This window comes from Aeromonas sp. FDAARGOS 1418 (assembly GCF_019048585.1).
In the GTDB taxonomy this organism is placed as follows: domain Bacteria; phylum Pseudomonadota; class Gammaproteobacteria; order Enterobacterales; family Aeromonadaceae; genus Aeromonas; species Aeromonas caviae.
Map to the genome: position 1 here is coordinate 3,377,052 of NZ_CP077387.1, position 13,829 is coordinate 3,390,880.

At 65.5% G+C, this 13,829-nt stretch carries 11 protein-coding genes; 7 read left to right on the plus strand and 4 right to left on the minus strand.

Annotated features, from left to right (window positions below; translation table 11 throughout):
- Window positions 1–1,500 carry an L-arabinose isomerase gene (gene araA, locus I6L48_RS15715; RefSeq protein ID WP_113070401.1) on the plus strand — a complete coding sequence of 500 codons (1,500 nt, stop codon included), beginning with the start codon at window positions 1–3 and terminating at the stop codon, window positions 1,498–1,500.
- 71 nt (window positions 1,501–1,571) lie between these two features.
- Here the strand turns inward: araA and I6L48_RS15720 are convergent, their stop codons facing one another.
- Window positions 1,572–2,462 carry a LysR family transcriptional regulator gene (locus I6L48_RS15720; protein ID WP_216987433.1) on the minus strand — a complete coding sequence of 297 codons (891 nt, stop codon included), beginning with the start codon at window positions 2,460–2,462 and terminating at the stop codon, window positions 1,572–1,574.
- Window positions 2,463–2,577: 115 nt separating this feature from the next.
- Here I6L48_RS15720 and I6L48_RS15725 point away from each other — a divergent pair, with 115 nt between their 5' ends.
- From I6L48_RS15725 to I6L48_RS15735, 3 genes are read left to right on the plus strand one after another with little or no spacing between them, the layout of a single operon-like run.
- Entirely contained in the window at window positions 2,578–3,729 is a 1,152-nt protein-coding gene (locus tag I6L48_RS15725; RefSeq protein WP_113070402.1) for a methionine aminotransferase, read from the plus strand.
- An 8-nt stretch (window positions 3,730–3,737) separates the two neighbouring features.
- The gene (locus I6L48_RS15730) at window positions 3,738–4,553 is read left to right on the plus strand and encodes a carbon-nitrogen hydrolase family protein (RefSeq protein WP_113070660.1); all 816 of its coding nucleotides are present in this window, start codon (window positions 3,738–3,740) and stop codon (window positions 4,551–4,553) included.
- Window positions 4,554–4,606: 53 nt separating this feature from the next.
- Complete coding sequence (locus tag I6L48_RS15735; protein WP_041211345.1) at window positions 4,607–5,377, plus strand: ABC transporter substrate-binding protein; 771 nt, start codon at window positions 4,607–4,609, stop codon at window positions 5,375–5,377.
- 92 nt (window positions 5,378–5,469) lie between these two features.
- Here I6L48_RS15735 and I6L48_RS15740 read toward each other — a convergent pair whose 3' ends face one another.
- Window positions 5,470–6,183 carry an AcvB/VirJ family lysyl-phosphatidylglycerol hydrolase gene (locus I6L48_RS15740; RefSeq protein WP_216987434.1) on the minus strand — a complete coding sequence of 238 codons (714 nt, stop codon included), beginning with the start codon at window positions 6,181–6,183 and terminating at the stop codon, window positions 5,470–5,472.
- A gap of 10 nt (window positions 6,184–6,193) precedes the next feature.
- Window positions 6,194–8,749: a bifunctional lysylphosphatidylglycerol flippase/synthetase MprF gene (gene mprF, locus I6L48_RS15745; protein ID WP_216987435.1), complete on the minus strand. Its 2,556-nt coding sequence runs from the start codon at window positions 8,747–8,749 to the stop codon at window positions 6,194–6,196.
- A 219-nt stretch (window positions 8,750–8,968) separates the two neighbouring features.
- On the opposite strand from mprF, the gene I6L48_RS15750 reads away from it, so the two are divergent.
- The 3 genes from I6L48_RS15750 (at window position 8,969) to I6L48_RS15760 (ending at window position 11,940) form a co-directional block, all read left to right on the plus strand.
- On the plus strand, window positions 8,969–9,679 hold the full coding sequence (locus tag I6L48_RS15750) for a metallophosphoesterase (protein ID WP_113070406.1): 711 nt from the start codon (window positions 8,969–8,971) through the stop codon (window positions 9,677–9,679).
- A 178-nt stretch (window positions 9,680–9,857) separates the two neighbouring features.
- Window positions 9,858–11,285: an exodeoxyribonuclease I gene (gene sbcB / locus I6L48_RS15755; protein WP_216987436.1), complete on the plus strand. Its 1,428-nt coding sequence runs from the start codon at window positions 9,858–9,860 to the stop codon at window positions 11,283–11,285.
- 148 nt (window positions 11,286–11,433) lie between these two features.
- On the plus strand, window positions 11,434–11,940 hold the full coding sequence (locus I6L48_RS15760; protein ID WP_039038881.1) for a hypothetical protein: 507 nt from the start codon (window positions 11,434–11,436) through the stop codon (window positions 11,938–11,940).
- 58 nt (window positions 11,941–11,998) lie between these two features.
- Here I6L48_RS15760 and I6L48_RS15765 read toward each other — a convergent pair whose 3' ends face one another.
- Window positions 11,999–13,714 carry a glycoside hydrolase family 36 protein gene (locus tag I6L48_RS15765; RefSeq protein WP_216987437.1) on the minus strand — a complete coding sequence of 572 codons (1,716 nt, stop codon included), beginning with the start codon at window positions 13,712–13,714 and terminating at the stop codon, window positions 11,999–12,001.
- Window positions 13,715–13,829 lie beyond the last annotated feature (115 nt).

The window sequence follows — 13,829 nt, forward strand, 5'->3', positions numbered from 1 at the left end:
ATGGAATTGATGAAACAGCTGGAAGTGTGGTTCCTGGTCGGCAGCCAACACCTGTATGGCGCCACCACATTGAAGCAGGTGGCCGATCACGCCCACACCATCGCCAGCCAGCTCAACGAGGGGGCGAACCTGCCCCTCAAGATAGTGCTCAAACCCACCGGTACAACCCTGGATGAAATCAGCGCGGTGGCCCGGGATGCCAACCACGACGAGCGCTGCGCCGGGCTCATGGTGTGGATGCACACCTTCTCCCCCGCCAAGATGTGGATCCCGGCGCTGAGCCAGTTGCAAAAACCCCTGCTGCAATTTCACACCCAGTTCAACCGGGATCTCCCCTGGAGCGAGATCGACATGGACTTCATGAACCTGAACCAGACCGCCCACGGCGGACGCGAATTCGGCTTCATGGGGGCCCGCCTGCGGCTGCCCCGCACCGTGGTGGTGGGTCACTGGCAGGATGAAGAGGCCAGACAGAAGATTGGCAACTGGATGCGCATCGCCGCCGCCATCCACGACAGCCGCCACCTCAAGATCGCCCGTTTTGGCGACAACATGCGCAACGTGGCGGTCACCGAGGGCGACAAGATTGAGGCCCAGATCCAGTTCGGCTATCAGGTGAACTACCACCCGGTCGGCGATCTGGTCAAGGTGATCGACGCCGTGCCCGAGAGCGACATCGAGGCGCTGCTGGCCGAATATGAGGCGACCTACACCCTGACCGAGGCGGTGCAGGCGGGCGGGGGGCTTCGTGCCTCCCTGTATGAGGCGGCGCGCCAGGAGCTGGGGATGAAGAAGTTCCTCACCGACGGTGGTTTTGGCGCTTTCACCACCACCTTTGAAGATCTCTATGGTCTGCACCAGCTGCCGGGCCTCGCCTGCCAGCGCCTGATGGAGCAAGGCTTCGGTTTTGGGGCAGAAGGGGACTGGAAGACCGCGGCCCTCTTGCGCACCCTGAAAGTGATGGGATATGGCCTTGCGGGGGGAGCCTCCTTCATGGAGGACTACACCTACCACCTGGAGGCGGGCAACAACCTGGTGCTGGGGGCCCACATGCTGGAAGTCTGCCCCTCCATCGCCGCAGGCAAACCCGTGCTGGACGCCCAGCACTTAGGCATAGGCAAGAAGGCCGATCCGGCCCGCCTGCTGTTCGCTGCCCCCGCCGGCAAGGCGGTCAACGCCAGCCTCATCGATCTCGGCAACCGCTTCCGTCTGGTGGTCAATCAGCTGGAAGTGGTGGACCTGCCAGAGGCCATGCCGAAACTCCCGGTGGCCAGCGCCCTGTGGAAACCTCTGCCGGACCTGCAGACCAGTGCCGAGGCCTGGATCCTGGCGGGCGCCGCTCACCACTCGGTGTTCACCCAGGCGGTGGACATCGAGCAGCTGCGCACCTTCGCCGACATCATGGGTATCGAGTTTGTGGCCATCGACGAGCACACCCGCATCCCCGCGCTCAAGGAGCAACTGCGCTGGAACGAGGTCTACTACAAGATCTGCCAGTGACCCTTTAATCGGCCAGCGGCCATCACCATGACAACAGCCCCGCCCGCGGGGCTGTTTCATTTCGCGTCCCCTCAGGGATGACCCTCCCCCTCCAGCAGCCAGTGACAGACTTGCTGTACCCCGTGGCGCTGGCTGTCAGGCCGGGCGAGCAGGGCGTATTCGTGATCCGTCTCCAGCACGGGGGCGAAGGGAGCGACCAGGGCGCCGCTCTCCAGCTCCTCGGCCACTATGGTGGGATCCCCGAGTGAGAGGCCAAACCCCTGCAGCGCAGCATTCATCGCCAAGTCCAGGGTATCGAACAGCTGCCCCCCCTGGGGCTGCCAGGGAATGTCGAGGAAGGCGGCAAACCAGTTGCGCCAGTCCCGCCTATCGGCGCTGGCATGGATGAGGGGCAGCAGGGGCAGCTCGTTCAGGTCGCGCTCAAACAGACGATGCTTGGCAGCAAACGCCGGGGCGCAGACCGGGGTCAGCCGTTCCCGAAACAGGGGCTGGCTGTGGGGATAGCGCCCCAGGCAGGGCTGGTAGACGATGGCGAGATCGAAGGGCTCCCGGGAGAAGTCGATGCCATGGCTGTGGCTGCCACGCACCTCCACCGCCTCCCCCTCGAACGCCTGCAACCGCCGCAGCAGCCAGCGGCTGGCGCAGGAGGGCACCTTGATGCTGATCGCCTGTTCGTGGGGCAGGGTCTGCAAGGCGCTGAGCCCCTCCCCCATGCGGGCCAGCCCTTCACGAACGAAAGGCAGCAGCCGCTCGGCGGCGGGGGTCAAGGTGAGACAACGGGTGCCGCGCACGAACAGCAGGTGGCCCAGGCGCGCCTCCAGCTGGGCGATCTGCTTGCTCACCGCCCCCTGGCTCACGCACAGCTCGTCGGCAGCCAGGGTAAAGCTCAGGTGGCGGGCAGAACACTCGAAGACCTGCAGGCCATAGAGAGGCAACTGAGTACGCGGCTGGGTAGACAACATGACAAGCCTCCATGCTTGAGAAAAACTCATGCGTACCATGCCGAATAATCCGTTGTCCGGCAAGCCTTGGGGGGGCTAAAAAGGGACCTCTTTCACACACGCAGGTGACGGCCCCATGTCCATCCCCCAGGTTTCCAGCAAACTGCCCCAGGTGGGCACCACCATCTTCACCGTGATCGGGGATCTGGCCGCCCGCCACCCCAGCATCAACCTCTCCCAGGGGGCGCCGAGCTTCCCCTGCGATCCCGAGCTCATCCGGGTGACCCACGAGGCCATGCTGGCCGGTGAAAACCAGTACGCCCCCATGACGGGGCTGCCTGCCCTGCGCGAACAACTGGTGGCCAAGATTGCAGCCAGCTACGGCCATCACTATGACGCGGGCGAGGAGATCACCATCACCGCCAGCGCCAGCGAAGCCCTGTTCTGCGCCATCACCGCCCTGGTTCACCCCGGCGACGAGGTGATCATGTTCGAGCCGGCCTTCGACAGCTACCGCCCCATGATCCAGTTGCAGGGAGCCACCCCTGTGGTGATCGCCCTCAAGGCCCCCCATTTCGCCATCCCCTGGGACGAGGTGGCCGCCCGCATCACCCCCCGCACCCGCATGATAGTGCTCAACACCCCCCACAACCCCACCGGCACCGTCTGGCAGGCAGGGGATCAGGAGCGCCTCGCCCGCCTGGTGCGCGGCACCGACATCCTGATCCTCTCGGACGAGGTGTACGAGCACGTGGTGTTCGACGGCGCCCTGCACCAGAGCGTCATCCGCTATCCGGAGCTGGTGGAACGCTCCGTCGCCGTCTTCTCCTTCGGCAAGACCTTCCACGTCACCGGCTGGCGGGTGGGCTACTGTGTGGCGCCCCGCCCCCTGATGGAGGAGATCCGCAAGGTGCACCAGTTCGCCATGTTCGCCGCCGACACCCCCATGCAGTACGGCTTCGCCCACCTGTTGCAGCAACCGGCCCACTATCAGGGGCTGGCGGCCTTCTACCAGCGCAAGCGCGACCTGCTCGCCACGGCCCTGGCCGGTTCGCGCCTGACCCTGCTCCCCTCGGCGGGCAGCTTCTTCATGCTGGCGAGCTACGAGCGGGTAAGCGACGAGCCGGACAGCCTGTTCGTGCAGCGGCTCATCCGCGATCACGGGGTCGCCACCATTCCGGTCTCCGCCTTCTATCACGACGGCACGGATCAGCGGGTCATCCGCCTCTCCTTCTCCAAGGATGACGACACCCTGCTGGCGGGCGCCGAGCGCCTGTGCGCCGTCTAGGGGGCACCATGGATTCACTGCGCGTTGCCGTCCTCCAGATGGTCTCCGGGGATGACCTTGACCACAACCTGGCCCAGGCCGAAGCGCTGCTGCGTCAGGCGGCGGCCGAGGGGGCCGAGCTTGCCCTGCTGCCCGAATATTTCTACCTGATGCCGGTCGATGAGCGGGCGCGAGTGGCCCTGGCCGCCCCCGTTGACGATCACCCCCTTCTTGCCTGGGTACAGGAGCTGGCCCGGGAGCTCGGCGTCTGGATCCTGGCCGGCACATTGCCGCTTGCCAGCCACGAGCCCGGCAAGATGCACAACAGCAGCCTGCTCATCGACCCCCAAGGGCAGCTCGCAAGCCGCTACGACAAGCTGCACCTGTTTGGCTTTTGCACCGGGCAGGAGCAGTATGACGAGGCCGCGACCATGACCCCGGGCCGGGAGGTGGTGAGCCATCCCCTGCCCTGGGGCGTGCTGCGCCTCGGGATCTGCTACGACCTGCGCTTCCCGGAGCTGTTTCGCCTGGGGCCCGCCCCCGATTTCATCGCCCTGCCCGCGGCCTTCACCCACACCACAGGGCTCGCGCACTGGGCGCTGCTGCTGCGGGCACGTGCAGTGGAGAACCTGGCCTTCGTGTTCGCCAGTGCCCAGGGGGGACACCACCCCGGTGGGCGGCGCACCTTCGGCCACAGCATGATCATCGATCCCTGGGGCCGGATACTGGCCCAGGTAGAGGAGGGTCAGGGCCTGGCCATCGCCACCCTGGATCTGGCGGCACAGCGCACGGTGCGCAGCCAGTTGCCAGCCCTCACCCATCGCAAGATAGCCGTCGGCCCGTGAGGCCGGCACCCTTTAGCACGCTAGGAATGACACCACACTTCAAGGGACTGACCATGAAACTCAACACACTGATGATGCTGATGGCCCTGGCCACCGCCGGCCAGGCCGCCGCCAAACCCCTGGTGATCGCCACCGACGCCACCTATCCCCCCTTCGAGATGGTCGACAGCAACGGCCAGCTCGGCGGCTTCGAGGTCGATCTCGCCTATGCCCTGTGCGCGGCCATGAAGACCGAGTGCGAGGTGATCAACCAGCCCTGGGATGCCCTGCTGCCGGGCCTGCAGGTGCGCAAGTACGACGCCATCATGTCCTCCATGAACATCACCGACGAGCGGCGCCAGAAAGTGGACTTCAGCCAGGTCTACTACATGATGCAGAACCGCTTCGTGGGGCGCAGCGACAAGGCCGCCGACTTTGCAGACGATCCGGCCCACTTCAAGGGCAAAGTGATCGCGGTGCAGGAGGGCACTCCCCAGGACAACTTCGTCACCGCCCGCTATGGCGAGGTGGCCAAGATCAAGCGCTACGTCAACGCCCAGTCTCCCATGCTGGATCTGCAGTCCGGCCGCGCCGACTACACCTTCGGCAACATGGTGCAGTTGAAGGTGGGCTTCCTCGACAAGGAGATGGGCAAGCAGTTCGCCTTCGTCGGTCCCCAGTTCAACGGCACCCAGGACAAGATCCTGGGAGAAGGGGTGGCGGTGGCCCTTCGCAAGCACGATGACAAGCTCAAGGCCCGCTTCGATGCCGCCATCGAGAGCGTCAAGGCCGACGGCACCTTCAACACCCTGCTCAAGAAGTACCAGCTCGAAGATCTGCTCTGATCCCGGCATGCCAACCCCCTGGACAGTTGCAAGGGGCCATGGCAACAGGGCGGCCATTGGCCGCCCTGTGTCGTTTTCCCGGCCTCTCGCCGTTATTGGGCCAGGCCCAGGTGCCCGGCAATCTGCTGGTACAGGGTCTGGTAGTTGTCGTCGAAGTGGTGGGAGCCCGGCAGGGTCACCGTCGTCACGTTCGGCTGCTGCAAGCGCGGACAGAGTTTGACCGGGGAGTCATCCTTCTCTCCCTGCACGCAGAGCAGCGGCAGAGTCTGGATCCGTGTCACTTCCGGCAGGGTGGGACAGCGGCCCCCCTTGTCGTGCACCACCATGTCGCTGACGTGGATCTCGAAATCCGACGCCGTCGAGGGCGACAGCATCACGGCGCCCGCCAGGCTGTCGCGATAGGCTGGCGGCAGACGATTGATGACGAAGGGCACTATCTCGGCACCAAAGGAGAAGCCCACCAGCAACCAGCGCTGGCGCCCCCAGCGGGACTGGTACTCGGTGAGGATGCGCACCAGATCCGCCGTCGCCTGCTCCGGCGTCTTCTTCTTCCAGTAATAGGAGAGCGAGCTCCAGCCCACCACCGGCATGCCGTGGGCCTGCAACTGGGCGCCCAGCCCCTTGTCCAGCGCCGCCCAGCCGCCATCCCCGCTCATGAAAACCACCATGGGGGCAGACGAGGCTTGCACCACCGGCAACTCCACCAGCCCCAGATCCGCGCCGACCCGGCCCGGCTGGGCGGCCACCACCGTCAAGGTGAACGAAGAGACGAAACAGCAAATCAACAGCAACAACATGGCTCTCATGGGCCAACTCCTATTTCTTCATGAGCCCGAAGGGGCCGCGACTGATGAGGGAGACGAGGTGAGTCAGGGTGCGGGGCAGCACCAGATGACCGGTACAGAGCAGGTAGCGGGGCTCCCACCTTGGGCCGAACTTCTCCTTGTAACGCCGCAATCCCTGGAAGTTGTAGAAACGGCTGCCCCGGGTGAACAGGGTGTTGCCAAGGCGGGCCCAGTAACCGCCGAGGGGGTTGTCGTTGAAGCCCGACATGGGGGCCATCCCCAGGTTGAAGCTGGCATAACCCTCCTGCTTGCCCCACAGCAGGAGCTCGACAAACAGGAAATCCATGACGGGCGCCGCCCCCGTGTCCAGGCTGTAGCGCATCAGATCGATGGAGAGGCTCTCCTTGTTGTCGCTGGTCCAGAGGTTGGCAAACCCGACGATCTGCCCCTCCCGCCGCACCAGCGCCATCGGGTTGAGGGTGAGGTAGGCAGGATCGAAACTGCCCACGGAGAAGCCCTTCTCCCTGCCCTGCTTGCTGTGCAGCCAGCTGTCGGAGATCCCCTTCAACTCGGGCAGCAGGGGGGCAATCTCACCGGGGGCCACCACCTCGAAGCGCAGCCCTTCCCGCTTGCCCTTGGCGTGGCTCTGGCGCAGGTTGCGCAGGCGACTGCCGGCGAGATCGAAGCTCGGCAGATCCACGATGGCCTCCTCCCCCAGCTTGAAGGGGATGAGCCCGAGATCCAGATAGACAGGGAGATAGCGGGCCGACACCTGGTAGAAGACCGGGCTGACGTCGTGCTCGTCACAGCGCTCGCGAAACTGCCAGAGCAGCTCCTCCACGAGGGAGGGCTGGCCGACGGGATCCCCCATCACTATCCAGCTGCTGCCCTCGGCCCCGTACATGAGGAAGGCCTCGCCGCTTGGGTGGAACAGCAGGGACTTGTCCCCGAGCTGGGCCAGGTAGCCGTGGCCTCCTCCTGCCCGCATCACCAGCCCATGGGCACGGGAGAGCGCCTCGGCATCCGGCTTGCAGGCGGCGAGGCGCAAGGGAGCCAGCAGATGGGCCACCCCGACCACCGCCAGCACGCCGATGACACTCCCCATGGCGCGCAGGGCACGGGAGGCGGCCCCGGGCCCGTGGGCCGAGACGTGCAGCCAGAGGGAGGGGTCGTACTCCACATGGCGATAGGAGAAGAGCAGCAACCACAAGGCCCCCAGCAGCACGGCTCCCACCGACATCAGCCAGGAAGGGGTGAACCGGGCGTGAAGCAGGGAACCCTTGCGATAAAAGAGGGGGCGGCAGGGGGTGATGACGAGCAAGAAGCCCCCGAGCAGCAGGGCCGACTCCCAGTCAAACCCCTTGAACAGGGAGAACAGCATGCCAAGCCCCAGCAGCCACTGGGTGATCCTGAATGCCCCGTCATGACGGCGGTAGAGGCTGTGGGCCAGCGACAGCAGCAACACGCCGCTGACACTGCCGAGCACATGGGAGAGCTCCAGCAGGTGCAGGGGCAACACCTCCAGGAAGGCTTCGATCCGCCCCCTCATGGTGGGGATCATCCCGGAGCAGAGCAACAGGGTGCCCGCCGCGAAGGTGCCCATGCTAACCAGGGCGGGCACCAACTCCCGGGTTGCCATCATCACCCCCTGCAACCGGTGCAGGCGGGCCCGCTGTTGCAGCAGCTCCTGACCTGCGAACAACAGCAGGGCACAGAGGAAGGGCAGGAAGTAGTAGGCGCAGCGATAGATAAGCAGGGAGGCGAGCAGCTTGTCCACCGGCAGATAGTGGGTGAGCAGCAGGCTCATGCTCGCCTCGAAGACCCCGATGCCCCCCGGCACATGGGCCAGCACCCCGAGCAGGCTGGAGAGCACGAAGGCACTGAGCAGCACCGGATAGGGCACGCTGCCGGCTGGCAGCAGCACATAGAGCACGGCGGCGGCGGCCATCCAGTCGAGCAGGGCGATGAGCAGTTGCAGCAGGCGGTATCTGATGCGCGGCAGGAACAGCGGGTGTCCGCGCCAGACCAGGGCTGTCCCCGGCCACACCAGATATGCCAGCACCGTCAGCAGGGCCAGGCCCCCCGCCAGTTGCAACAACCCGGTCGCCCAGCGGGGCCAGTCCACCAGCAGGGCCGCCCCCTGCCCCAGCAGCAGGGCACTGCCCCCCCAGCCCAGCAGACCGAGGAAGAAGGTGATGGAGCAAAAGAGGATTACCCTGGCCACCTCCCCGGTGCCAAGCCCCAGGGAGGAGTAGAGCCGGTAGCGCACCGAGGAGCCGGTGAGCAGCGCAAAGCCCAGGGTGTTGGAGAAGGTGTAGGCGATGAAGGAGGTCATCCCCACCTGCTGCCAGGGCAGGCGTTTGTCCAGCACCTTCAGGGCCAGCAGATCGTAGCAGCAGAGGCAGCCATAGCTGAGCAGGGTGAGCAGCAGGGCGCCCCCCAACTGCGGCAAGGGTTGTGACCAGATGGCCTGGCGGATGTCGTGCCAGTGCCACAGGTGGGTCAAATGATAGAGGACGGTCAAGGCCGCACCCAGCAGCAGCAGGCTGCACAGGGGGCCTATCCAGATCAACAGCTGACGCCGCATTCAAGATTCCTGTCAAAAAGCGTGGAGAAAGAGAGCCTCCGAAAGCGGGCGGACAAGGCGCCCTCCCGGAGTGACTCCCCCACAGGCAGCGCGTGACGCCGCACGTTCACGGGGGCAATCCTATGATTTACCAGGCCCTGCCCGCTCGCCACTTTTCTTCTGTAACCTTATGTACAGGCAGACAAAACATCCCCGTCCGGGATAGAGGCAGGAGACGCCATGACACCCTCCCCCCTGATAAGACGCTTCCCCCAAAACGCCCTGGGGCGCGATCTGGCCGTCGGCGACATCCACGGCCACTTCGCCCTGTTGCAGCAGGCCCTCGACACCCTGGATTTTGATCCCGCCCGGGACCGTCTCTTCAGCGTCGGGGATCTGGCGGATCGCGGGCCCGAGTGCAGCGAGGTGATCCACTGGCTGGCCAGACCCTGGTTTCACCCGGTCTGCGGCAATCACGACGACTACGTCTGCCGTTACGAGAGCTGCGATCGGGAGAACTGGGTCCGAAACGGCGGCGGCTGGTTTCAGCAGCTGACCCCTGCCGAGCAGGCGGCGTTCGCCGTCTACTACCGCAGCCTGCCCCTGGCCATCGAGGTGCAGACCAGCCAGGGCCCCGTCGGGCTGCTTCACGCCGATTGCCCCTTCTCCTCCTGGCAGGGGCTGCTGGACCAACTCGATGCCGGAGTGAGCGGCGGACGGCTTCGGGCCATCAAGAACGTCTGCCTCTGGTCAAGGCGCCGTATCGAACGGCTGGACGAGGACGGGGTCGCGGATCTCGCCGCCCTGGTGGTGGGCCACACCCCGGTGAGGGTGCCGGTGCGCCTTGGCAACGTCCACTACATCGACACCGGCGGCTGGTATCCCGAGGAGGGCGGCTACTTCACCCTGCTGGACCTCAATACCCTGACTCCTCACTTTCCCCAGCCCTGAGCCGGACCGATGGGATGACCAGGCTCACGGACAACGCCCACTGCCCATTAAAGCGCCAGGCGAACGCCCCGGACTTCGCTCTGCCAGCGCGATGGTTTACCATGCAGGCAATTGCGGTGCATGGCACCCCCACCCAGGCGCCAGGCGCCGCCGTCATCGGATACTCCTTTCGAGCAACATGAGCACATCAGCGCACCCGGCCAGCGGGCCCACCTTCTACTTCCACGACTTCGAGACCTTCGGCATCAGTCCGGCCAAAGACAGGCCGTCGCAGTTTGCGGGCATTCGCACCGACGCGGATTTCAACGTCATCGGCGAGCCGCTGGTGATTTACTGCAAGCCGCCGGCAGATTACCTGCCGGAGCCGGAAGCCTGCCTCATCACCGGCATCACGCCGCAAAAGGCGATGAAGGACGGCCTGTGCGAGGCGGACTTCATCCGCCAGATCCACGCAGAGTTTGCCACCCCGGGCACCTGCGTGCTCGGCTACAACAGCATCCGCTTCGATGACGAGGTGACCCGCTACACCCTCTATCGCAACTTCTACGACCCCTATGCCTACGCCTGGCAGAACGGCAACTCCCGCTGGGACATCCTCGACATGCTGCGGGCCTGCTACGCCCTGCGCCCGCAGGGGATAGAGTGGGCGTTTGACGACGAGGGCAAGCCGAGCTTCAGGCTGGAGAAGCTGACGGTGGCCAACGGCGTGGCCCACGCCAACGCCCACGATGCGCTCTCGGATGTGCTGGCCACCATCGAGATGGCCAGGCTGGTGAAAAAAGCCCAGCCCAAGCTCTTCGAGTACCTCTTTGATCTTCGCAACAAGAACAAGGTAAAGGCCCTCATCGACGTGGTGACCATGAAACCCCTGGTGCACGTCTCCGGCATGTTCTCCCCCTGGCAGGGGTGTGCGAGCTGGGTGTCGCCGCTCGCCTGGCACCCCACCAACCAGAACGCGGTGATCATGGTGGATCTGACCCGTGACCCGACTCCGCTCATCGAGCTCTCCTGCGAGGAGATCCGCGAGCGCCTCTACACCAAAAAAGAGGAGCTGGGGGATCTGGCCGGCATTCCGGTCAAACTGGTGCACATCAACAAGTGCCCGGTGCTGGCCCCGGCCGCCACCCTGACGCCGGAGCGGGCAGACGAACTGGGCATCAATCGGGCTCAGTGCCGCAAGAGCCTGGATCTGCTGCGGGCCCACCCCGAGGTGCGGGAAAAACTGGTGGAGGTGTTCAACCAGGAGTTTGCCGGCAGCACCGACGGCGACCCCGACACCCAGCTCTACGCCGGTTTCTTCGGCCACGGCGACAAGTCCACCATGGATCTGGTGCGCGCCACCCCGGCGGATCTGCTGGGGGAGCGGGAGTTTGCCTTCACGGATCCCCGTCTGCCCGAGATGCTGTTTCGCTACCGCGCCCGCAACTGGCCCCACACCTTGAGCGAAGCGGAGCAGAAGCGCTGGCGCCTGCACTGCAGCGACTACTTCAGCCGCCGCCTGCCGGATTATGTGCCGCGCCTGGAAGCCCTGGCGGAACAGAATCAGGGGAACGAACGGAACTTTGCGATTCTAAAGAGTCTCTATCACTACCTTGAAAATCTGTGAGATGTGAGCCGTTTCACAGTTAAAAACCGATGCGTTTCCCCGGCTCGCGACATAATGGGCAGGGAGCCCAAGCTCCTGATAGTGTGAATATTTAGATGCGCTGACGGCATGGATGCCGTGCTTTCGACTGTTGGGGAACTCTCGTTTTATGCGTTCAGCTCTGCCTGCTTTGACACTCGTCGCCTGTGCCCTGCTGCCCCAGGCCGCCCTCGCTGGCGCCCGGTTCGAGGTGCCAGACTACCTCTTGCGCCTGCCGGAGCAGACCTACCGGCTCATCGAGCGCAATTTCAGCACCCTCTACCAGCAGACCGACTTCACCCCGCAAATCACCAACAGCTATTTCAACCACTCGGATCTCTACCGCTTCGCCGGCATTCCCCTGGCCATCACGCCGCAAAACGGCTTCCAGATGGAGGTGTTCGGCCAGCTCTACAACAAGTCGTCCCAGATCTATGCCCAGATGAGCCAGGATCTCTCCCTCTATCGCACGCTGCGGGTGGACATGATGGGGGATCAGAGCGACGAGATCGCCATCGGCATGGGGCTCGGCATCCCCCTGACAACCCGCCTCACCGTCAAGGCGCTCGCCTCCAGCAACGAGATCCCGGGCTATGGCTCCGCCAATTACGCCATCGGGATGGAGTGGCACTTCTAGAGACCTTTTCGCCACGTAAAAAAGGCTCCCTCGGGAGCCTTTTTGCAGTGCAACGCCATCAGGGGTAGCGGATCACCGCCCCCTGCCCCCCTTGCAGCACCAGGGTGCTCCCCAGGGGCGTCTCGTCCCAGAAGTCCGTGCCCCCCGGCGCCAACGGGAACTCGCAGGGGTGCTCCCCCCAGTTGAACAGGCAGAGCAGCTCGCCGCCCCCGGGCAGCGCCACCCGCCCGCGCTCGAATGCCATCCCCTCGAAGCGGGCCGCCGGGGTGCGCGCGGCGCACAGGGCGAGCAGTTTGCCAAGGCGCGCCCCTTGCGCCTCGTCCAGATCCTGCAATCTGTCCCCCGCCAGCACCATGCCACCGCTCGCCACCAGGGCGGCCAGGTGGAAGTCGTACTCGGCGCGGCTCCCGTGCTGGCCCGGGATATCCCGCAGGCAGACGCAGTCGGGGTCCAGCACCCAGAGCCGCTCGTGCTGCCAGGCGCGGCAGAAGGCTTCTCGCGCTATCTGGCGAAAACGGGGGCCCTGGCGCTCCACGTCATCGCTCACCCGCATGCCGTGCACCAGGCCGAGGCTCGGCCACAGCGGCGCATTGCAGCCGAGCAGGAAGGCCCCCTCCCCGGCGCCGCGCAGGATGGCGGCCATGCCGCGCCGATAGGCCTCCACCCGGGTGGCGGCGGGGTCGTGGAAGCGACCACCGTGGATGGCCCCCCAGAAGTTGGCATCGAGCTTGAAGTAGTGAATGCCCCACTGGGTACGCAGGGTGCGAAATACCTGCTCCAGGTGCGTCTGCACCTCGGGGTGGGTGCCATCCAGCACGTACCAGGGGGTGCAGCGCCAGCCCCCGTAGGTGACCCGCTCCGAGGGGAGCGGCAGGCCATCCTCCCCTTTCACGAACCAGTCAGGGTGATCCTGGAACACTCGGGAGCCGGGCTCGGCGATAAAGGGGGCGACCCAGAGCGCAGGCTCGCAACCGGCGGCGCGGATCTCCCCTGCCAGGGCCGCCACCCCCTCCTCGAACTTGGCGGAAGGGGTGAGCCAGTCCCCCATCCTGGCCTGATAGCCATCGTCTATCTGCACGTAGCGCAGGGCCGGGAAACGCTCGGCCCGCACCGCCAGGTTCTCGCGAATGTCCGCCGCGCTCACGTTCGCGTAGTAGTGATACCAGGAGCACCAGCCGCTCGGGCGCGTGGGCACCTCCCCCACCAGGGAACCGTGCTCGGCGGCGATATGCTGCGCCAGCGTCGCGAGCAGGGCCTCCCTGTCCGGCCCCTCCAGGCAGATCAGCGCCTCGCTCTGCCAGTGCGCACCCGGCGCCAGGGTGCGCCCTTCGGTGTTCATCACGATCTCGAGGCGCCCGTCGGGATGGAGGCGAAACTCCCCGCCAAAGCGCTGGCAGCTCGCAAAGGCCAGCAGCAGCCAGCCCCCCTCCTGCGCCACCAGCAGCAGGTTGTGCACCGTGTGGTAGCCATGGTCGGCGGTGATGCGATAGACAGACGCATCGGGGCAGCGGCCCAGGTGCTCGGGGGCATTCCAGCGTCCCCCGGTCTGGGCCAGCATCTGGAACCCCTCTCCGTAGATGGCCGCGTCGGGCGCAAGTCCGAGATCCCCCTCAAACAGCCGCCAGTGGTGGACGGCCTCGGACTGCCTCCCGGTGTTGTCGAGCCTCACCCGGCAAAGCGGCCCCTCCCATTGGCGGGTTTGCAGCAGGGTGTCAGGGAGGGCGGGATCGGCGGGCAGTTGGCGCAACCGGGCCAGGAGAGAGGGGGTCGACATGGGAACTCCTTCTTGTGAATGGGGATGAAGCCGGGGCCATTGTATCCCCTGCGGGCCAGTTGACCCTGTTCCCTCCCCCCCGTGCCTGTTAAACTGCGACCTTGCTCACACTTGC

What these genes read in the sequence shown, in the direction of transcription:
- mprF (WP_216987435.1), bottom strand. Translation starts at nt 8,749, where the DNA reads ATGCGGCGTCAGCTGTTGATCTGGATAGGCCCCCTGTGCAGCCTGCTG.
- I6L48_RS15750 (WP_113070406.1), top strand. Translation starts at nt 8,969, where the DNA reads ATGACACCCTCCCCCCTGATAAGACGCTTCCCCCAAAACGCCCTGGGG.
- I6L48_RS15765 (WP_216987437.1), bottom strand. Translation starts at nt 13,714, where the DNA reads ATGTCGACCCCCTCTCTCCTGGCCCGGTTGCGCCAACTGCCCGCCGAT.
- I6L48_RS15735 (WP_041211345.1), top strand. Translation starts at nt 4,607, where the DNA reads ATGAAACTCAACACACTGATGATGCTGATGGCCCTGGCCACCGCCGGC.
- I6L48_RS15740 (WP_216987434.1), bottom strand. Translation starts at nt 6,183, where the DNA reads ATGAGAGCCATGTTGTTGCTGTTGATTTGCTGTTTCGTCTCTTCGTTC.
- I6L48_RS15730 (WP_113070660.1), top strand. Translation starts at nt 3,738, where the DNA reads ATGGATTCACTGCGCGTTGCCGTCCTCCAGATGGTCTCCGGGGATGAC.
- I6L48_RS15720 (WP_216987433.1), bottom strand. Translation starts at nt 2,462, where the DNA reads ATGTTGTCTACCCAGCCGCGTACTCAGTTGCCTCTCTATGGCCTGCAG.
- I6L48_RS15760 (WP_039038881.1), top strand. Translation starts at nt 11,434, where the DNA reads ATGCGTTCAGCTCTGCCTGCTTTGACACTCGTCGCCTGTGCCCTGCTG.
- araA (WP_113070401.1), top strand. Translation starts at nt 1, where the DNA reads ATGGAATTGATGAAACAGCTGGAAGTGTGGTTCCTGGTCGGCAGCCAA.
- sbcB (WP_216987436.1), top strand. Translation starts at nt 9,858, where the DNA reads ATGAGCACATCAGCGCACCCGGCCAGCGGGCCCACCTTCTACTTCCAC.
- I6L48_RS15725 (WP_113070402.1), top strand. Translation starts at nt 2,578, where the DNA reads ATGTCCATCCCCCAGGTTTCCAGCAAACTGCCCCAGGTGGGCACCACC.